Origin of the sequence: Desulfitobacterium chlororespirans DSM 11544, assembly GCF_900143285.1 — a bacterium.
Classification (GTDB): Bacteria; Bacillota; Desulfitobacteriia; order Desulfitobacteriales; family Desulfitobacteriaceae; genus Desulfitobacterium; species Desulfitobacterium chlororespirans.
The window spans coordinates 89,180-110,025 of the sequence record NZ_FRDN01000017.1 but is presented as its reverse complement, the minus strand read 5'-3'; the positions used below and the strand labels follow the sequence as shown (position 1 = coordinate 110,025).

Annotated in this window: 17 protein-coding genes and 1 pseudogene; 3 read left to right on the top strand and 15 right to left on the bottom strand. The window is 47.4% G+C overall.

What is annotated here, in order from left to right; genetic code table 11:
- The first annotated feature begins 29 nt into the window (after window positions 1–29).
- Window positions 30–252: pseudogene (locus tag BUA14_RS28620) on the top strand (hypothetical protein).
- Window positions 253–285: 33 nt separating this feature from the next.
- Here BUA14_RS28620 and BUA14_RS23625 read toward each other — a convergent pair.
- The 9 genes from BUA14_RS23625 to BUA14_RS23585 form a co-directional block, all read right to left on the bottom strand.
- Complete coding sequence (locus BUA14_RS23625) at window positions 286–1,920, bottom strand: putative manganese-dependent inorganic diphosphatase (protein ID WP_072774825.1); 1,635 nt, start codon at window positions 1,918–1,920, stop codon at window positions 286–288.
- 73 nt (window positions 1,921–1,993) lie between these two features.
- Window positions 1,994–4,261, bottom strand: a complete 2,268-nt coding sequence (gene pcrA / locus BUA14_RS23620) for a DNA helicase PcrA (protein WP_072774824.1) — start codon at window positions 4,259–4,261, stop codon at window positions 1,994–1,996.
- A gap of 236 nt (window positions 4,262–4,497) precedes the next feature.
- Complete coding sequence (locus BUA14_RS23615; protein ID WP_072774823.1) at window positions 4,498–5,394, bottom strand: rhodanese-like domain-containing protein; 897 nt, start codon at window positions 5,392–5,394, stop codon at window positions 4,498–4,500.
- A 46-nt stretch (window positions 5,395–5,440) separates the two neighbouring features.
- Window positions 5,441–6,109, bottom strand: coding sequence for a TorD/DmsD family molecular chaperone (locus tag BUA14_RS23610; RefSeq protein ID WP_072774822.1), 669 nt, complete (start codon window positions 6,107–6,109; stop codon window positions 5,441–5,443).
- A gap of 20 nt (window positions 6,110–6,129) precedes the next feature.
- Complete coding sequence (gene nrfD, locus BUA14_RS23605; protein WP_072774821.1) at window positions 6,130–7,275, bottom strand: NrfD/PsrC family molybdoenzyme membrane anchor subunit; 1,146 nt, start codon at window positions 7,273–7,275, stop codon at window positions 6,130–6,132.
- 12 nt (window positions 7,276–7,287) lie between these two features.
- Window positions 7,288–7,836: a 4Fe-4S dicluster domain-containing protein gene (locus BUA14_RS23600; RefSeq protein WP_072774820.1), complete on the bottom strand. Its 549-nt coding sequence runs from the start codon at window positions 7,834–7,836 to the stop codon at window positions 7,288–7,290.
- Window positions 7,836–10,034, bottom strand: coding sequence for a respiratory selenite reductase catalytic subunit SrrA (gene srrA / locus BUA14_RS23595; RefSeq protein ID WP_072774819.1), 2,199 nt, complete (start codon window positions 10,032–10,034; stop codon window positions 7,836–7,838). The genes BUA14_RS23600 and srrA overlap by 1 nt, the downstream gene beginning before the upstream one ends.
- Before the next feature lie 26 nt (window positions 10,035–10,060).
- Window positions 10,061–11,119, bottom strand: a complete 1,059-nt coding sequence (locus BUA14_RS23590) for a rhodanese-like domain-containing protein (RefSeq protein WP_072774818.1) — start codon at window positions 11,117–11,119, stop codon at window positions 10,061–10,063.
- 365 nt (window positions 11,120–11,484) lie between these two features.
- On the bottom strand, window positions 11,485–12,168 hold the full coding sequence (locus BUA14_RS23585) for a Crp/Fnr family transcriptional regulator (protein WP_072774817.1): 684 nt from the start codon (window positions 12,166–12,168) through the stop codon (window positions 11,485–11,487).
- A 215-nt stretch (window positions 12,169–12,383) separates the two neighbouring features.
- Between BUA14_RS23585 and BUA14_RS23580 the strand changes: the two genes are divergently transcribed.
- Window positions 12,384–12,668: an ArsR/SmtB family transcription factor gene (locus tag BUA14_RS23580; protein WP_072774816.1), complete on the top strand. Its 285-nt coding sequence runs from the start codon at window positions 12,384–12,386 to the stop codon at window positions 12,666–12,668.
- Window positions 12,669–12,686: 18 nt separating this feature from the next.
- Window positions 12,687–14,432, top strand: a complete 1,746-nt coding sequence (locus tag BUA14_RS23575) for an FAD-dependent oxidoreductase (RefSeq protein WP_072774815.1) — start codon at window positions 12,687–12,689, stop codon at window positions 14,430–14,432.
- Window positions 14,433–14,579: 147 nt separating this feature from the next.
- On the opposite strand, the gene BUA14_RS23570 is transcribed toward BUA14_RS23575, so the two are convergent.
- The 6 genes from BUA14_RS23570 to BUA14_RS23545 form a co-directional block, all read right to left on the bottom strand.
- Complete coding sequence (locus BUA14_RS23570; RefSeq protein ID WP_242954746.1) at window positions 14,580–15,602, bottom strand: FAD:protein FMN transferase; 1,023 nt, start codon at window positions 15,600–15,602, stop codon at window positions 14,580–14,582.
- Between the two features lie 224 nt (window positions 15,603–15,826).
- Complete coding sequence (locus BUA14_RS23565; protein ID WP_072774813.1) at window positions 15,827–17,074, bottom strand: hypothetical protein; 1,248 nt, start codon at window positions 17,072–17,074, stop codon at window positions 15,827–15,829.
- Window positions 17,075–17,501: 427 nt separating this feature from the next.
- The gene (locus BUA14_RS23560) at window positions 17,502–18,308 is read right to left on the bottom strand and encodes an energy-coupling factor transporter transmembrane component T (protein ID WP_072774812.1); all 807 of its coding nucleotides are present in this window, start codon (window positions 18,306–18,308) and stop codon (window positions 17,502–17,504) included.
- 77 nt (window positions 18,309–18,385) lie between these two features.
- The gene (locus BUA14_RS23555) at window positions 18,386–19,021 is read right to left on the bottom strand and encodes a Gx transporter family protein (RefSeq protein ID WP_072774811.1); all 636 of its coding nucleotides are present in this window, start codon (window positions 19,019–19,021) and stop codon (window positions 18,386–18,388) included.
- Window positions 19,008–19,397 carry a NusG domain II-containing protein gene (locus BUA14_RS23550; RefSeq protein WP_011461457.1) on the bottom strand — a complete coding sequence of 130 codons (390 nt, stop codon included), beginning with the start codon at window positions 19,395–19,397 and terminating at the stop codon, window positions 19,008–19,010. The genes BUA14_RS23555 and BUA14_RS23550 overlap by 14 nt, the downstream gene beginning before the upstream one ends.
- A gap of 38 nt (window positions 19,398–19,435) precedes the next feature.
- Window positions 19,436–20,578 carry an FAD:protein FMN transferase gene (locus BUA14_RS23545; RefSeq protein ID WP_178371792.1) on the bottom strand — a complete coding sequence of 381 codons (1,143 nt, stop codon included), beginning with the start codon at window positions 20,576–20,578 and terminating at the stop codon, window positions 19,436–19,438.
- Window positions 20,579–20,846: the final 268 nt, after the last annotated feature.

The following is a 20,846-nucleotide window of genomic DNA, read 5'->3' as shown; positions in this document are numbered from 1 at the left end:
CTTCGCGAAAAGCACGCAGCGGAGTCGGGTTGGAAACAGGACGTTTCCAACCGCCCATTGAGCAGGAGCGATTTGGGCGGCGTCCCGACGGAGCGGAGGGCTTTGAGCGTTAGTTTTGTCCGCGCAGCTTATGGAGCGACCGGTGTAAAGCAAAATCCTGGAGAATTAGCTTGCGGCCCTTTTAAGCATTCAGCTTTGTATTGTACAGGAGAGGCGCTGCGGGTTACCCTCACAACGCCATCTATAGTCTAACCCGTTAAGGGAACTCAATTCTCCGGGAGCTATTTATTGAAGAAAATATCTCGACAAGGGGGGAACCACTTGCTTCTTCCGGGACAGCACCCCAGGGAGGAAGATGCTTTCCTTGTCCAGAGGTTTATCAAAAGCCTTGGCTATTTCTTCAGGCTTAGCGCCGCTGATGAACAATTCCGTGTTTTCCTCCAAGAGGTCGGTCACCATCAGCATCAGGTAATTCATAGCCCGCTGACCGCGAATCTCTTCCAGCCTTTGAGATAATTCGACCCGCAATTGATCCAGACCTTCCAGCCCCATGACACTGAATTGACCGATGCCAACCCGGAGCTCTCCCATCGTAAATTCTTTGAGATCTTCTTCGATCAACTCATCCACTTGCCGCTCCCCAAGATTGGAAGCCGCCTTGAACATTTGCACTCCAAATTCCTTGGGATCTACTCCGGCGATGCTGGCCAGGTAAGTAGCATTCTCTCTATCGATCTCGGTGCAAGTGGGAGATTTAAAAATTACAGTATCTGACAAAATAGCTCCCAGCATGATTCCCGCTATAGCTTTTTCTGGAACAACATCCCAATCCCGATAGCATTTGGCCACGATGGTGCAGGTGGAGCCCACAGGCTCATTGCGGAAGAGAATCGGTTCTCCGGTTTGGATTCCTCCTACCCGATGGTGATCGACCACCTCAAGAATCTGGGCTTGATCCGTCCCCACAACGGCTTGGCCAAATTCATTGTGATCCACGAGAATCACTTGTTTCCGGCTCAGGCTCAGAAGATGATAGCGGCTGATCAAGCCGACGACCTTGCCTTGCTCATCCAAGACAGGATAATTGCGGAAACGGGTTTCCAACATCTTCTCTTTGACTTCGGAGATCAGATCATCTTCATTAAAAGAGACGATGCCCTCTGTCTTCATGGCATTTTGCACCGGGGCGGTCATGGGCAGCAGCCGGGCCGCCGTAAAAGTATCATAGGGTACGGAGATGACCACACAATTCTGCTGATGGGCTAAGTCTTCCAGCTCCGGCGCTAAGGTCGCACCGCCCGTAAGAATCAAGGCCGATACCCCTTGGCGGAGAACGCTTTCCTGGGCGGTCTGCCGATCTCCCATCAAGACAATATTGCCATTGCCTACATAAGCTTCCAGAGTCTCATGGCGCATGGCTCCCACATAGACATTCCCTTTAAGATCCTGCTCGGCACTGCCTACCAATAAGCGTCCGTTCAGTGTTCTGATCACGTTTTCCACCGGGATATGCAGGGATTCCAACTCATGATCCGCCATGCTCTCAATATAAGAACCGGATAAATCACCTACTGTGATCATCCCGATCATTTGCTCGGTATGATCCACCACAGGAAGTGTCTTTTGTTTACTCTCCTTCATAATCTTCCAGGCTTCCAGAAGAGAGGTTCTTGGTTTAACCGTGGGAATAGGACCATTGAGCATATCCTTGACGCGAAGATGAAGATCCTTTAAGAGCTCCGGAGCTTCTACTCCGAAAGCATTTAAGACGAATTCTGTCTCACGGTTGATTTTTCCGGCCCGGTAAGGGATAACATGGTCCATGCCCAGACGCTGTTTTAAGCGGGCATAGGCAATGGCTGCACAAATAGAATCGGTATCCGGGTTTCTATGACCTACGACATGGATTTTTTTTGACACGTTGTTCTGTCCTTTCCCATAACGACATGAATATATCAGACTAAGGGTTCTCAATCAAACCAAGCATTCCCAATCAAAGTTTAACAAGCCTGGCATATTCCGCCATAAGCTTCTTGATCTCGCCCCCAAAGACCACGGAAAGTTCAGCCGAACTCCCCTCGCCTTTGATAGCCACAATCACACCTTTGCCAAATTTGGCATGTTCCACTTTTTCTCCCACTTTATAGTCCACCCCAGGGGCATCCTGTATGGGATTGCCAATGGTTCGCTCCCCGGTTCTCCAGGGTGATGGGCCTCCTGATGGAGTCGTTGCCGGCCTTGCCGCAGCTGAATGGGGCTTCTGAGCCCGGGTAGGTGGGGGATCAATAGGGTCCCGGTCCACCAGGACATGGGTGGGAATTTCCTGAAAGAACTCGGAAGGGCGGTTGTATTGGGTTCTTCCGTAAAGCATCCGCTGCTGGGCATAGGCCAGATAGAGACGCTCCCGGGCACGGGTTATGGCCACGTAGCAAAGTCTCCGCTCTTCCGCCAAAAGCACCGGATCAAGCATGGAGCGGCTGCTGGGGAAGATTCCTTCCTCCATCCCGCCCAGGAAAACCACCGGGAATTCCAGCCCTTTGGCACTGTGGATGGTCATCATCACCACAGCATCATCTGCCTGATCCAAGGAGTCGATCTGAGCTACTAAAGACACTTGCTCCAAAAAACCTGCCAGTCCTGGAACCAGGGCATCTTCAATCCCCTCCTGGATCACCGCAGTTTCGTAGTTATCCGCTTTTTCATCGTATTCGGCGGTCACGGATAAGAACTCGCGCAGGTTTTCCAGCCGGGCTTCCGCTTCCGGTGATTTATCACTAACCAGATTATCCCAATATCCGGTCCGTTTTAATACTTCTTCAACCAATTTGGTTACTGAGCTCTCCGCGGCGGCTAAGGCTCTAAGCTCTTGCATCAGGTGGGCGAAAGCCAGCAAAGGCTTCTTGGCCCGTGACTGCAGCTCAGGTATATAGTCGGCCTCCATGATCGCATCCAGAACAGGCATCTCCTGTTCATTGGCATAGTCGAGAATCTTTTCTAAAGTGCTCTCTCCCAAGCCCCGCTTGGGAACATTCAAAACACGGGAAAAGCTCACTTGATCCGCCGGGTTATGAAGGATGCGCAGATAAGCCAGAATATCCTTGATTTCCATCCGTTCATAGAACTTAAGTCCCGAAAAAATCCGGTAAGGGATTCCTTCCTTCATAAAGCGTTCTTCAATGACCCGGGATTGAGCATTGGTGCGGTAGAGTACGGCAAACTCATTGAATTTGCGACCTTCCACATTGAGCAGACGTTGAATGCGCTCACCCATATAACGGGCTTCATCATGCTCATTGTCCGCCACGTAATAGACAATAGGCTGCCCGTCCTCATTTTCCGTCCACAGGGATTTTTCTTTGCGCTCCGTATTGTTCTGAACCACTGAATTGGCGGCCTGCAGAATAGATTTGGTTGAACGGTAATTCTGCTCCAGCTTCAAAGTTTTGGCTTCGGGATAATCCCGTTCAAAATCCAGGATATTCTGCACATCGGCTCCACGAAACATGTAGATGGATTGGTCATCATCCCCTACCACACAGAGGTTGCGGTATTTCTTAGCCAGGAGATTGACCAAAGCGTATTGGGCATGGTTGGTATCCTGATACTCATCCACAAGAATGTAGCGGAATTTATCTTGATACTGGGACAATACCTCAGGATTCTCCCGGAACAGCCGGACCGTCAGCATGATGATGTCATCAAAATCCAGCGCATTATTGGCCAGGAGTTTCTTCTGATACAGTTCGTAGACCCGTTCTGCCTTTTGCTCAAAATAATCCTTGGCTCGGTGGGAAAAGTCCTCCGGTGTCAGCAGCTTATTCTTGGCATCACTGATCACCGATTCGATTGCCCGGGGTGCAAATTTTTTCTCATCCAGGTTCAGTTCCTTCATGCAGGATTTGATCAATGCCAGCTGATCCCCACTATCATAGATGACAAAACTCCGCGAATATCCGGGCAAATAGCCGATCTCGCTTCTTAAAATCCGCACACAAGCAGAGTGAAAGGTCGCTACCCAAAGCCCTCTCCCTTCACTGCCCACCAGGCTATAGACCCGGTCACGCATTTCCTGAGCTGCTTTATTGGTAAAGGTAATGGCCAGAATGTGCCAAGGCTCAATGCCTTGGGCGATTAAATGGGCTATACGATAGGTTAAAACCCGTGTTTTCCCGGATCCTGCCCCTGCTAATATTAATAGGGGACCCTCCCGATGCTCTACCGCTTGGCGCTGAACTGGGTTCAAATCCTCTAAACGATACATCTCACTCCACCTCACTATTCGACTTATTATTATATCATAGGATGGGGAGCTTGTTTAAGACTTTCCTTGAGATTTCCTTTCAGCTTACATGAAACAGGCCGCCGTAGTTGAACGGCGGCCTGTTTAAGCCATAAATGTTACATCGTCATCGTCCAGAGGGATGATAAAAATGATATCCCCATGAGCAACGCTGGCAAAATTATAATTTTCACCATGATAATTTTTATTTAGGTTAGTTATTCAAACTTATAGTTGCCGCTGGCATCAATCGTAATCTTATTGTCGAGGATTATTACATTAGTATAGCCTTCAGCCTTCAGATGAGCCTGAGCTACTTTCGCACGGGCACCTACTGCGCAATGAACCAGGACTAAAGCATCTTTATTAGGAATGGCTTCCTTCACTTTGGCGATGGTGGCGGCATGATCCACAGTGAATTGATCTCTGACACCGAAATTCAAAGCGCCTTCAATATGGCCGGCATCATATTCACTCTTGTCACGGGCATCGAGGACATAATAGTCTTTACCAATCGTTCCTTGCATTTTCGCTACCCAGGCATCAGGCTTAAGCTGCTCGGAGCTGGCAGTGATTTTCGCTGCACCAAAGTAGCCTTTGGCATCAAAGGCAGTCCATCCGTCAAGGGCAAAAGCATTGACATAGCCTTTGTCTAAGAAAGCTTGAAGATTCTTTTTTGCTCTTCCCCCGGATTTGCAATGGACGAGGACGACGGCGTCTTTAGCTACACCTTGCAGTTTTTCGTCGATAACATCAGTATTGCCGGTGCCAAGGGTGGTATTGGCATCGATGTTGATGGAGCCTTCCAAGGCTTTCTCCAGCTTGATTTCATCGGGAGTTCTTAAGTCTACGATGTAGTAATCCTTGTTAATGGTCCCTTTCATTTTGGCTGACCAATCATCCCAGCCTAAGGTGTTGGACTCTACGGTAGGAGCAGTTGCAGCCGGTTGTTCAGGTTGCGCCGGGGTTTCCGATTTAACAGGTTCCTGACTTGCCGGCGGTTGGGCAGGTGTAGTGGATGCGGGTGCAGAGCCGCAGCCGGTAACGAGACTGAGAACAAGCAGCAGAGAAATGACCAGTGTTAAGGCTTTTGATTGTTTTAGATGTTTTAACATTCTTTTTCCCCCTTTTTTTATTTAAACTGACTCGTAATGAGCCAATTTAATTCAGAAACTTGGCCGGCGCAATCATCTCCTGCAAAGGTACATGATTCTGATCCTGACTCAGGAAAGCTTGGAGAAGGCCTTCTAATTCAGCAAGAGCCGCCATGAAAAGGCGTCCATTGACGGGAAGAGCTTCAACAGCTCTATGCAAATCCGGCAGCCAGTCAAAATGGTCCCGGCAAAACTGCTTAGCCTCTTTTTCAAAACCTCCCCCCACCAAAAAGGCCAGCAATTCCAAAAGGATGATCAGGTGATCCGGCATCATCGTGTATTCAAGTGGGATTTCCAGACCAAAAGATTTAAGAATATGCTGAACATGGTGTGCGGAATCCCCCATCAGATACCCCTTTTGAGCTTTAAAGGACACCTGAAAGCTTTCATCCCCGGTCCAGGGCTTGTAGATCGATTCAATGGGAGGGGCAAAGGGCTTCTGGACTCCTAAAAAGCAGTGATTGTAAGCAGTCACCCACTCTCCATAGGTCAGAGCATCCTTCTTAAATTCGCTTTCTCGGGGTAACCCTGCTCCTTGACTTAGTTCTTTTACCTGCAGATCGACAAGCCCCGTGCGGACCGCTGCACAGAACTCCTCATCAGGGAAGGCAAAAAACTCTGCCAAAAGCTGCAGCAAATTCTGTAAGGCCTGCCGGGAGGCACAGGTGTTATTCATAGTTACACCTTCATTCCCGTTTAATAATGAGAATCCAGAGAAAGTTTGCTTTCGGCATAATCGAACACCAGGATAATCAAGCCTACAGCCCCCATAATTAGCGACCATTCACTCCAGGTCGGTGCATAAGCATTGAACACATGCACAGCCTTGGCCGCTGCATCGGTAATTTGCAAGGGCACCACTTGACCGGCGTAGACAAAGTCCAGTCTGGAAAAGAGCAGGCCAAGCATGGTCAGGATTCCGGCCCAGAAGGATAGCCCCGGTGATGAGAATTTAGATCGATAGAGAATCAGCAAGGGAGCCACAATTCCCACCAAGACTTCCATCAGCCAGAAAGGTACTGCCATTGGACCGGATATCAAGGCTTGAGCGGCCTGAGCCACTGCCTGGTTGCCGCTGCCCAGTGATGTCCCTACCTTGATGGCCTGGAAGAGTGCAAAGACAAGCAACCCACCGGCTAAGATCTGACTAAGTGTGCGGGCAAGGTCTTTTCCCTGAGCGTTTTGTGAGGAACCCAGGGATTCTTTCCCGGACAGATAATGAATGATGGTGAGCACGGCTGCACCGGAGACCACCGCCGAGACGACCATATACGCCGGATAATAATACCCGTCCCAAAAGCTGCGGGTGGTAGTGAAACCAAACACTCTGCCTAAATTGATGATGGCGGATAATTTAACAACCAAGGACACATAGGCAATCCCTGTAGCGGCCTTGTGATTGTCTTTCATGGTAAAAAAGAACTCACCGAACAGCAGCACCAGGTAGAACCCATAAAAGACTCCCATCCAAAGAATTGGGCTGGACAAATTAGGGGAAAGCAGGAGGTAAACCATCTTAAAGGGATTGGACAGCTCCACGGCCAGCACGATGAAAGCAGCAAGCAGCAGGAGTATGGAGGCCAGCAGAGCGCGCTTGGATAGAACTTCGAATTTCCTGATGCGGAAGACATGGCCTAAGGAACCCACCAGCCCTGTCCCGGTAGCAGCCACGGCAAAGAAGACATAGCCGGAAATCAAGGCTCCCCAGGGAACGTCCGGGCTGACGCCAAAGGCATGTTCCCCGCTGATCAGGTACTTATTGATGGATCCCGCCACGGCAAAGGCCAACAAAAGAAGAGACACATAGGTCCAAATACTTCGCCGATACTTTCTTTTTTCCATGGGCTCACCTCCTTAAATACGTTTACTCTTGGCATAGTAGATTCTCGGCTTGGTATGGAGATCAGCCCGAAGCTGGATAAGGTCTTGGTTCTTAAGCAGTTCATGAAGGGGGCTGCTGGGATCATCCAAATCACCAAAAACGCGCACATCATTCATACAAGTGGATACGCAGGCCGGTGTTCCCCCATTGACCACATACTCGGCACAAAAGCGGCATTTCTCCGGCACTCCGTGCTCATTGATGACCCGGGCATTATAAGGGCAGGCCACCATACAATATTTACAGCCAATGCACTTTTGGGCATCGATTAGAACAATTCCATCTTCTCTCTTATAGGTCGCTCCTGTTGGGCAAACCGTTTGACAAGGAGCGTCGTCGCAATGCTGACATTGAACGGGAGTAATCAGCCGCTGCACCTTGGGATATTTCCCTGTCTCCTGTTCGATAAGGCTGTTAAAATTCATGGTCGGCGCTAACCCCCACTGGGTCTGGCAGGCGATTCGGCACGCATTGCAGCCTGTGCATCGGTTGGGGTCAATGAACATTACATAGTCAGCCATCATTTCCCCCCCTTTGTAATGGTTACGATGCATTCCTGCCCCATGACATGACCTGTCTTCTTATCGATTCGGGCAGGAATAAAATCGTTATAATTCACACCTTGGCCGTAGCCAAGTTCCAGTTTTTCAGAGAACGTTCCATAGGTTGAGGGCAGCCAAACACATTCGGGATGAAGGCCTTCCGTTATATGGGCCTGTACCTGTTTGGAGGTTATGTCACTGGACACCGTAACCCAATCCCCCTCCTGGATACCTAACTCACCGGCTCGGGAACTGTTTATCCACATATAAGTGCCCTTTTTCTCTTCGGTAATGGCCATTAAATATGGGTTATTGGTGGTCATGATGTGGGAATGCCAGGGCTGCTTGCCATGAATCAAACGAAACTCGTTGACTCCCGCCGGCTCCACTAAAGGAGGCACCCAAGTGGGTACGCCCAGATAGCCTTCCTTTCTCCAGGCTCCTATGGAGAATTCTATTTTTCCGGTAAAGGTGCCAAAGGTTAGCCCTTTCTCTTTAGGCAGTACTGAGGGCATAAGCTCTATGCAGCCCTTTTCCCGCAGTTCATCCACACTGACTCCGATGGGGCCCAGAGCCACTTCCAATTCTTCCTCCACGGTATAGCCGTAGAGGTTTTCGATTCCATAAGCCTTGGTCAAGCCTTTCATAATATCCAACAGGTCAAGGCTTGAAGTGGTGCTCTCCAGAGCTTTAAACCGGGTAGCCACTTGAGTCGCCGGCCAATAGATATTGCCATTAATGACCTTGGGATGTTCCGTCCGTTCCAAATAGTGGTTCTCAGGCAAAATATAATGGGCGGCGTAGAGAGAAGTTTCATTCCAGTCATAGGGAATGCTCACCACTAAATCCGCATTTTTAATCTTCTTTTGGTATTCCGGTTCAGGAGCTGAGCGCAAAGGATTGTAGGAATAAAAGAACACCATTCTGGCTCTGCCTTTTTCAATCATGTCGGGAATTCTTTGCGGAATCCCCCGGGAAGGTTCCACTAAGGGGTATTCTCCTACCTCACCGGCTCCGTCGGCGCGGATTCCTTTAGCGGCGACAGGTCCGTAATAGGTGGCTTCGGGATGGCCAAAGGTTGTGCTGGCGGCTGGAAACAGTCCGCCGGCTTTCCAGAAGTTGCCCAGCAGAGCATTGATAATAATATTGAGCATCATGGTCTCATTGGAGTTCTGGTAATGGGCGGCTAATCCGTGATAGCCGGGATCCAGGAAGGCCTGGGGAGCACTTCCGGCCAATTCTCTGGCCACTTCACGAATCTTATCGGCGGCGATACCGCAGATCGTGGCTGCCTGATCGGCGTTGAAGTCCTTATTATGCATCCAGAATTCGTCAAAGCCATAAACATATTGCTCCATAAAGCTCTGATCATAGAGTTTTTCGGTAATTAATGTGTGGGCGATTCCTAAAAAGAAAGCTAAGTCTGTCCCAGGCCGAATAGGAATCCATTCGTCGGCGATAGTCGCCAATTCACAGAAGCGGGGATCCACAACGATGATTTTCGCCCCTTGGGCTTTGGCTTCCGTGATCCGTTTCATAGCGGCGGGAATAATTCCCCCGGCATAGTTTCTTCCTGCAAAGAGCATGGTTTTGGCTTGATCAAAGTCCGGATTAAACATACCGCCCACCATGTTCTGCCAGATGTTGGTTTTTGCTGAAAAGCAGGTAGCATAATGAGTTATATAGGTAGAAGAACCAATGATATCCATGAATTGCTGGGCATAGCTCTCCTTACCCCCATGGCAGGCCCAGACCATTTTATCGCCGCCATGCTCTTCGACGATGGCTTTCATCTTGGCCCCCACCTCTTGGAAAGCCTCCTCCCAGGTCATGGGTTGGAAATTGTTTTTGTCATCCACACGCTTCATAGGCTGAGTCACCCGTCCAGGGTTATACACATTCTGAGCAATTCCATGCCCCCGCGCACAGATATGGCCTCTGGATTTCATATGAATATCATTGCCTTCAATCTTCCACAACCTGCCGTTTTTCACATAAGCCCATACTCCACAGTAGCTGGAACAGCCATTGCAAAGGGATGGAACCCGTGTGACCTCTGCATGCTTAGCCTCTTCGGCAAAAGCTTGGAAATCCATCTTTAATGCTTGGGGCAGAGCAACGGCTGTCGTGGTCGCAGCAGCAAGTTTTAAGAACGACCGACGTGATATTGGCTGCATAACCTTCCCTCCTTGTCCGTAATTCATCAACCACAACCTGCCGCACCTGTACTCGGTGGGAGATAGTTCAACGGAGTTAATTGGTAATATTCCTTAACAAGGCTGTGCACCGGAACCGCTCCCGTGGCGGCCTCCTGAGCACTCCAATAGCTCATTCCATACTTCAGAGCCACACAATCATATCCCAAGGTGACCAGGCTCCGGGCCCCCTGGCTGGCATCCATACCGTCATAGCCGATCAAAACAATCCGTTGATCCGGTGAGTAGCTCTTAACCTTATCCGAATCGGCCAATTGGCCCAGCGGAATATTGACGGCTCCTTCAAGATGCCCCTGCTGGTAATGCTTCGGTTCACGAATGTCCACCAAAAGATAGTGGTCTGCAGACCCTTGCTGCAGCTCGCTGTCAAGTTCTTCCGCAGTAATGACTCCTTTATAATTCCGATCCAGATAGGTTCTGGTGGTGTGAGCGATATACTCCTGGGTTTTCCCCTCAGGGTACTTAATTTCCGGAAGGGTATTCTCTGCAAGGGTTACTGTTGTCATGTCTGTAACCAAGGTGTTATTGAGAGGTTGGGTAGGAAATGCCTCATAACCGGTAGGTGATGCTTCTTGTGTCCAGCTTTGCATGCCATAGAGAAGCGGTACCGTCTGATATCCCAATTGATTCCAGGTGGCTGCCGTTTGGGCCGCCAGATGGCCGTTATAGTCAATAACCACCATGGTTTTGTCTTTAGGCAAGCTCTCCAGCCTTTCCGGGCTAGAGGTTTGAGCGTAAGGTATGCTGACTGAACCTGGGATATTGCTGCTGACGAAATCCTGATTAGCTCTTATATCCACTAACAAGTAATGACCATTACCCTCCCGGACAATCTGATAAAGCTCCTCAGGCGTCATGGCGGCGACTTTATCCCCGGCAAGAAATTCATCCACAACTTGCCTGACGGATTCAAACTGCTCCACCAAGGGTGCTTCACTAGTGCCCGGTCCAACCACAGTCGCCGGACTTGTATTGGCACATCCTGCCAAAGCAAACGCAAGCAACGACACTCCCAGCAGAGTCTTGAATCGAATCCGATGTTTCATTGGCTCCCCCTCCTTTTTAATGTCTCGATAATTGTGATAATGTTCACATTCATAAAACGAGCAGTGCCTTGGTTCATTTTCTGCCGGGATACAGAGCAGCTGAGATACAGATTGTGCTCTATACTGGTCCATCCCTCTGCCCTTTGCTCAGATTATGTAACATTTATCACAACTCTCATCCTTATCCTAACATAACTTCCTTTACTTCATCTGTGACTAAAGTACACTTGTGAAGAAAATGTGAAAAGCATCCTTCCACAGGCTTATTGACAAGGCCACCTGGCAGCTGATCAAAAAAAGCGAAGAGCAAGCTATGCTATGCTTGCCTTCACTTTTTCTAAGCTTTATTAAAACTATGCCAGCTGCTATTGAATGAGCTTTTCTAATTCTTTAGGCTCCTTAATATCCAGGCGCCCCCGTGATAAGGTTAAAATACCCAGCCGCTCAAACCCTTTCAGTTCCCGGCTAATAACTTCCCGTGCTGTACCCAGCTCCCGGGCAAAGCCCTCATGGGTCATATAAACGGGAGAGCGGCCACTATTACTGCTGGAGAACAGGAGCTGAGCCAGCCGTTTTCTTACCGGCACAAAGGCAATACTGTCCACCACCTCGGTCGCCTCGAAAAGCCGATTGGATATATCGTTGATCACAAACCGATAAAAGGGTTCCGATTCGGCAAAAGACCGTGCGAAAAACCTGCGGGATACCCAAACGACCTTAACATCAGTCTCAGCTGTAACTGTGACCGTGTTGCCTTTAAAATCTCCTAACACACAGGCCGCCGACAGAGGACAAATCCGGCCCTTAAAGATATGATAAATGGTTACTTCCCGCCCGTCCTCCGAATTCATAGCCACCCTCAGCTCTCCGGATAAAAGTAAAGCCAAGCCGTGGCAATAGGAACCCTTTTCCGCAATGATGGTACCGGCAGGGACTTCTTGAATAGTTGAATGTTCCACCAAGGCCTCAATCTGCTTATAGGATAACTCTTGAGCAAAGCTGAAGGTTTCGATTAATTCCTCAACGATACCTTTAGTTTTACCTCCCATTTATCACCCTCCTCAATTTACTTGCACTTGCTGTTGCCTATTTCGACACTGAGCAAGGATTTCCTTTTCTATTTAGACCAGATCAATAGGAATGCGGGAAAACAACGCTCCAAAAAGCAATTGACAATGACTTGCTTTCATTATATCGTATTATATGAATATAATGATACTACAAAATTAAAAAAAGTCTTAGCATACAGAAGGGCGGTATCTCTTTGGATCATGGTTACGCAAAATACAATGAGGTCGCTGAATTGCTTAAAGTTTTAGCTCATCCGGTAAGACTTTGTATTGTGAGCAGGTTGCTGGAAATGGAGGAGTGCAATGTAACCACCATGCATACTTGTCTCAATACTCCTCAGTCCACCATATCCCAGCATTTACAGAAATTGCGTTCCGCCGGCATCGTGGAATACCGCAGAAATGGTCTGGAAATCTATTACAAAATAAAGAACAGAAGAATCACCCAACTTGTCAGCGATGTCCTTCAAGAAGTGTGAAAGAAAGGGTTGGCCAACATGAAGAAAAAGGTACTTATTGTCGGCGGAGTGGCCGGAGGAGCCTCTGCAGCGGCGCGGCTAAGACGTCTGGATGAAGATGCGGAAATCATCCTCTTTGAACGTGATGACTACATATCTTTTGCCAATTGCGGATTACCCTACTATATCGGTGGAGCGATTACGAAACGGGAGCGATTAATGGTTCAGACCCCGGAAGATATGCAGGCCCGCTTTAACATTGATGTGCGGATTCGCAGTGAAGTCATCCAGCTCGATGCCGATAACAAGAAAGTTCTCGTCAAAAGTCAGTCCAGAGGAACCTATGAAGAGAGTTACGATGCCATCATTCTTTCCCCCGGCGCTAAGGCTTTGTGGCCTAATATTCCCGGCATCGACAGCAAAAATATCCTCACTCTCCGCAATATCCCCGATACGGATGCTATCAAAGGCCTGGTGGATCAGAAAGGCGTGCAGAGCGCCATTATCATTGGCGGTGGTTTTGTAGGAGTTGAAATGGCTGAAAACCTCAGGGAACGGGGATTGAATGTAACTCTTGTCGAAGCCGCTCCCCATATCCTCGCCCCCTTTGATACAGATATGGTGGTTCTTGCCGAGAAAAAACTGGTGGCCAACGGAATTCGCCTTATCTTGAACGATGGCGTGAAGTCTTTTCAAGATCTGGATAACCAGGTTGAAGTGACTCTGGCCAGCAATACGAAGCTCCAGGGAGATCTGATCATCTTGGCCATCGGCGTCATCCCTGATACAGGATTCCTCAAAGAAAGCGGTTTAGAGCTGGGGCCCAAAGGTCATCTGATCGTTAATGAACATATGGAAACGAATCTTCCCCATGTCTATGCTGCAGGAGATGCTGTGGAGGTTCTGGACTATATAACCAAGACGAAAACGGCCATTCCTCTGGCCGGCCCGGCCAACAAGCAAGGCCGCATTGCAGCAGATAACATCGCCGGCTTAAATTCAACCTACAAGGGCACCCAGGGAACTTCCATCATCAAGATTTTTGAACTCACTGCCGCCAGTACCGGTGCTAATGAGAGAACACTGCAACGGGCAAATCTGCCTTATCATGTCATCCATATTCATCCTGTTTCTCATGCTTCCTATTATCCCAACGCTTATCCGCTGACCCTGAAGCTCATCTTCGGTGCCGATGGGAGGATTTTCGGTGCCCAGGGCATCGGCAGGGATGGCGTCGATAAGCGCATTGATGTTATCGCCACAGTCATCCGTCTTGGGGGTACCGTCGAGGACCTGACCGAGCTGGAGTTGGCCTATGCACCGCCCTTCTCCTCAGCCAAAGACCCTGTGAATATGGCCGGGTATGTGGCTCAGAATGTCTTAACCGGCCAAGCTCATATGCTGGTATGGGATGATCTGAACAAGATCGAGGAGGAGTATATCTTTGTTGATGTCCGGACTAAAATTGAATTTGCCAAGGGTCATGTGGAAGGAGCTATAAATATTCCCGTGGATGATCTTCGCCAACGTCTCCAGGAACTGGACCCCGCAAAGCTTATTGTTGTCTACTGCGAAGTGGGGTTAAGAGGCTACTTTGCCGAGCGGATTCTTACCCCAAGGGGCTATCGGGTCTTAAATCTTACCGGCGGCTATACCACTTACTCTGTCCAGGGCTTTGATCCCAATCAGGCCTTGGATGATTACAAAAAAGGACTCAACCCCTACCCCTGCTGCGCCGACGAAGACATAATCGACCCAGATACCCAAACGATCAAACATCAATAGTTCTATAGATCAAACACCAATAGTTCCATACAGTCAGACTTCCTTTAAAGAACAAGAGGGCTCTCCAATTATTGAGATGCCCTCTTGTTGTCATTTGATTCTTTATGACTAAACAACTTCATGACTGAACGATAGGAAATCAACCACCTATTTGGCCTCTGGGGAAGGTGTCGTCTGCAGATGATAATCAGGGTTGGTGATTTCAAAGTTGGAGCTGTTGATGCCTGACGTTACATATACCTTTTTATCGGCGGTGACGAATATCGCTTCCGTGTCAGGAATCTTTTCAATCATTTTCATCCCTTCCTCAAGGCCGAGCAGGAAGGTCCCGGTGGATAAGCCATCGGCATTCACAGATTCTTTCGTAATGATGGAAACACTGATCAACCCATTTTCGCCAGGATAGCCTGTGTCCGGATCAATCAGGTGATGATATACTTTGCCATCTTCTTCGAAGTACCGTTCATAGGTCCCGGATGAGACCAAGGTCTGGTCATTGAGCAGAACCACGCCCATGGATTTACCCCTGATTTCATAAGGATCCTGCAAGCCAAGCCGCCAAAGGGAGCCATCGGGTTTAGTATTCATCGCCACAATATTGCCGCCAAGATTAACAATAGCATGCTCGATCCCAGCCTCTTTGAGGATCTTTACCGCCTCATCGGCAGCATACCCTTTGGCGATAGCTCCTAAATCCACCACCATACCCTCTTGGTTCAGCTTAGCACTGGAATTGTCTTTATCGAGAATAAGATCATGATAATCCACCAAGGGCAATTTCTCATTTATTTCATCAATACCAGGAACCCGGGCATTATCCGAGCCGATATTCCAAAGCTTGACAATGGGACCGATAGTGATATCGAATTTTCCTTGAGAAAGCTCAGCGAAATATTTCGCTTTCTCTAAAACAAAAAATGTATCGGGGTTTATTTTCACAAACTCCTTGCCGGAAACTTTATTCAAGTGGATTATCTCACTATTCGGATAGTCATCATTAATCGTCATTCTTTGCTCAATATCGGTGAGACGATCAAAAACCCTCTGAAAGATCTCCTTATCTTTTATCTCATCGTAGATGGTAATCTTGGCCACTGTCCCCATCAAAAAAGTTGTTTCGACGACAGGTTCAAATTCTTTCACCTTGGTCTCTGCAGACAAGCATCCCACCAGGGAAAAGCTTAAACATACACAAATTAACATCACAAGCAACCGAGATTTGAAGGATGACGGTCTTAGATTTTGCATAGTAGAAGAAAACCTCCATCTTGGCGAGTAATCATCTTGTCCCAAGCTTTATTATAGTATGAAACAGTATTATTTTATAGAAGAAAGAAATGAAGAAGCAGCCGAAACCGCTTCTTCATGGTATTAGTATTCTTGCCTAAACCCTATTATTTGGCACCTTCGAGGGCCTTTTGAGCCAGTTTGAAGAACTCACCAACTGTTACGGATACTCCAGCGATATCATCGGAATGACCGGCATCATCCTTATAGTTGATCTTGGTCGGATCTTGGGTCTTTAAGAGATACTCTTCGGCTTTTTGAGCTTGCACAGCCCATTCACCTTGGTTTCCAGGAGCGAGTTTGTAATCGCCGCTAGTGGATTGAACGTCTTTATTCGGCTTGGTAGCATCTTCGGGGATACCATTCCAATCAACACCGACGATGGCTCCGTTTTTAACGACGATGCTGGTCATATACTTCCAGCCGCCTTTGAAAGCTTCTTCGGCAGCATAGTAGATGCCGTCTTTATAAGAACCTTGGGCAATGGGTCCTTTGTCTAAAGCAGCTTTAGCCAGATCAAAGAACTCAACAACATGAATGGATACACCGGCGATATCGTCGGTATGACCGGCATCATCTTTATAGGTGATCTTGGTAGGATCCTGGGTTTTTAAGAGATAAGCTTCAGCTTTTTTAGCTTGCTCATGCCATTCTGCCTGAGCCTTACCTTTTTCTACCAGACCATATTCTCCGTCAGCAGATAATGTATCCTTATCTTTGCCGCCTTTAACGTTTAAGCCGTTCCAATCAGCAGCCACGATGTTGCCGTTGATAACCGTCAGGCTAGCGAAATATTTCCAACCATCTTTACCATACATAGGAGTCTCGGCATAGTATGCGCCATCTTGATATTTACCTTTGCCTACAGGGCCGGCATCCAGAGCTTGCTTGGCTAAATCAAAAAACTCATTGACATGAATGGATACACCGGCTATATCATCCGTGTGCCCTTCATTATCTTTATAGGTAATCTTAGTCGGATCTTGGGTTTCAATCAGATAAGCCTCAGCTTTTTGAGCTTGCTCATGCCACTCAGCCTGAGCTTTTCCTTTGGCTACCAGACCGTATTGACCGGATGCCGAGAATGTATCCTTATCAGGTCCACCTTTTTCATTGGCACCATTCCAGTCGGCGGTAACAATTTTACCATCTTTCACTTCGATGGTGGCGGTATATTTCCAACCGCCATCAAAGTCGGATTGTGCAAAATAAATGCCATCTTTATACTTTGCCTCTTGTGCAGGAGCCGGATCTTTAACCGCAGTAGCCGGTGTGGTTTGACCACCTGAGCACCCACTTAAAACAAGAACAGTCCCTAAGGCAATAACTAACGCTAATGATTTAATCTTTTTCATTTCCTTCCTCCTCCTTGTGAAACTACCTTTATACACTTTTCAATAAAGAATTAAGTTATTTAGAACAGCCCCTCTCCCTGTCCTCCTTCCCTTAGTCTCTATGAAACAATTCTGAGAAAGCTCTTGTGGAGAAAATGAAGATTACCACAAGCTTGCACATTCAATAGATGCACTCGCAATAGATGTATCGACAACATATGTAATTGCAATATTTGTCATAACAAGCTTTTCTCAAGTAGACTTTATCAAAAAGAGGTTTTGCTGTCAATACATAAATTCCGAACTCTTTTAAATAATTATTAGATAAACAATTATCTGAAACATCAGCCGTCAGGAAACAATGAAAAACAGCGGGCCGGAATCCCTTGGGGACCCTTACCCACTGTTTTTCAATTACTTTTTAATTGTTTTTCAAGCTTTCACAGCTCTATAGTATTATGCCGTTTTCTATCAGCCAAATCATCACTGCCAACACCAGGAAGCTGGCCAAAGCTCCCCCATCCTTCAGCGAAAACTTAAAGCGATAATGATACAACTCTTCAGGGCTTACTTTGTCCACATACTCCTGAATCTTATCAATTTTATCGAAGGAATCAACGATAAGATTGACGATAACCTGGGAAATCCCTTTTACATTAATTTTAAACTTACGCTTTCCTTCTCCAACCACCGTACGCATCTTATCCCCCAGGCTCTTTTTCACTTCAGAGCCTGTATCTTTCAACTGGGCTACGATACACATGATGACTTTCAAATAGTCTTGAACCGGCAGCCCCAGCTTTTTTAACGGCAGGAAAAACTTATCCAGCATTCCTATAAAAGTCCTCATTGGGGTGGTATGAAAATACAGGATGCTGATATACCAAATCACAAAAATCTTGAAAAGCCTTAGAAAAACCGCTCCAAATCCTTGGAAAGCAAACATTGGGTTCTGGGAAAAGTGGAAAAAGACAGCATTCATCATCAGGCCAAAAAAATAGGGAATGAGTACGATAATCCCAAAGGAGGCTCCGCTGATCATTAAGGTTCGCAAATTAATCTTAAACATCCAGGCAACCATGATTAAATAAGCACTTAAAAGGCCAAAGCTTAACGAGCTTTGGAACCAAAAGGGCATAACCATCAGCAGAATCGCCAGGATTAACTTAATAAGTCCATCCATCCTGAAGCATTCTGCCTTATTTAACTCCTTATTTTCCTCATCAGAATTCATTATCGTTAAATCCTTCGCCATAAATCACTCAATCTCTTCTATATTTCAACTTGCTTCCCTTTGCCATAAAGCTCTATTCTATTCTTTTCTATTGTTTCCTATTCTTCCCCCTGCTCTATCATCCCGGTTTTATTCTCAGCACAGGGAAGGTCCTCGCCCTCATCCTTTTCACTCTTTAAAGCAATCTGTTCTTCCCCATTCACATCAGGTTCGGCAGCCTTGGCAAAAATGTCCTTTTTGCTCACTTCATTAATGGCCAATTCGCCTATGCTCCCGGTGATCAAGCCTGTAACCACCGCGGATATAAGAAGGATCGGCAAATAATAGAACACTACCACTTGACCAAGGATGAAGGATGCTACAGTGATCTGGGTCGTATTGTGAACGATCGCTCCGACAATGCTGACTCCCTTAATGCTGAAAAATCTGGAAAGTTTTTTGTAAAGCAGCCACATGACCAAGGCGCTTAAAAGACCTCCCGTCAAACTGAAGGCCAGCATCATCACGCCCCGGGTCAGTATAGCCACCACGAAGCACCGGACTACCACGATAAATAAGACATCCTTCAACCCTAAAAAAGCAATGGCAATCATGGTGATAATATTGCCCAGGCCCAGCTTAATCCCCGGCACGGGAATGGGCACAGGAATAAACGATTCCAGAAAAGATATGATAATCGCATTGGTAACTAAGATGATAATTATGGCAAAGCGCTTATTTCTATTCATATTCATCACCCTCAATGGTCACGATAGTTCCCGCAGGCAAGCAGGCCGCGAAATCACCGGGCTTGCTCAAAGATCCGGTTTTTACACAGATTTGATCGGGGCATTGGGATTCTAAAAATCTAATCTTGCCATTCTCTGCAACTATCGTCAAGGCAATGCCGCCTTCATAATGGAAATGCTGAGGCTCAGTGACTTTATCCAGATTGATCCTGGCCACTTCCTTGCCGTCCCGGGTAATCACAGCAATGCGTTCGTGTTCCCCATTCCCCCCACCTGGATTAAGCTGATTCCAGAGCCAAGGCACCGCCGCTCCAACTCCGATGATGAGCACAACCAGAATAATGAGCAAATCACCTTTTTTTCTTTTACCTTCTGCTTGCATAGTTCTCTCCAGTCCCCTATATCCGGCAATTAGTAGGTTCAATCTTTGACGAACTCGTACTCTTTGCTTTCGTCATAAAATTCAAAGCTGTCCTTTAACCCATCTGTGACATAGATCTTTTTATCTCTGGTGATAAAAACCGCTTCCACCCCGCCATAGTTTTCGAGCATCTCCCGGCCTTTTTCTAAACCGAGAATATATACTGCCGTATCCAGAGCATCAGCCAGCAAAGAGGAATCCGTCACCAAGGTGACGCTCATCAAATCCGATTGGGCCGGATAGCCTGTGTGAGGATTAAGAATATGGTGATAGCGCACCCCGTCTACTTCAAAATAACGCTGATCATCACCGGCCGTCACAACCGCTTTATCCGCTACAGAAATCATACCCACGATCTGATCCTCTTCACCGGCAGGGCGAGGGTTACGCACTCCTACCGTCCAGGAGCTGCCATCCGGCTTAGTCCCCAAGGTCACCACATTACCGCCGAGGTTGATAAAAGCTGAGGTGATGCCTTGCTGTTTATAGACTTCAAGTGCCGCATCTCCGGCGTACCCCTTGGCAATACCACCCAGGTCCACCATCTGGCCTGCTTGTTTAAGATAGGCTGTGTTGCCCTCAATAAGCAGATTTTTATAATTAACAAGAGGCAGCAGCTCTTTCAATTCTGTCTCAGAAGGAATCCGGGCATTGTCCGTACCAATCCCCCAGCTTTTCACGATGGGACCCACAGTCACGTCAAAGGCTCCGCCGCTGAGTTCGGCTACCTCCTGAGCTTCTTTCAAAACCAGCAAGGTCTCCGGTTGGAGTTCTACACTTTGCTTCCCAGCATAATCATTGAGTTTATTGACATCTCCCCCTGGAGCATTGAAGGTCAAAAGTGCTTCCAAACTCTTTATCTTCTCCAGTGCCGCATCAATCGCCGCCTGTCCATTATCGCCAAAGACTCTTTGCGATATTACCGTACCCATGGCAATATCCGTGCTTTCAAACTTCTTAACTTCTTCTTGTTGTACAGGTTTCCCATTGCATGCAGTTAGTAATCCCAGTGTTATCAAGGCAACTGCTACAAACGAAAGTTTTTTTCTTCCGCGCTTTTTCTTGTCAAACAACAACTCCAGCTCCTTTATCTCTAAACCCTCTTCATTGCTTATAGTGACCAGCCTAGTACTCTGTAACACCTAATTCCTCATTCCTCCGCCTTGTCCTGCGCAAATTTCCCTCGCCGGGCACGGCGAATTTTTAAGTGTTAGAGAGTACTAGAATTATCTTAACCCGATTTAGCTTAATTCTCTACAAATAATACCATACGAATCTTGAGATTAAAATAGCTTATCCTTTAATCACAGATCTTACACAACTGCTTTCTGATTACTCTATATCACGATGGTACGACACTACAAAAAAATCCCCGCAAGGGTACCTTCACGCTCCCCTTGACAAGGATTC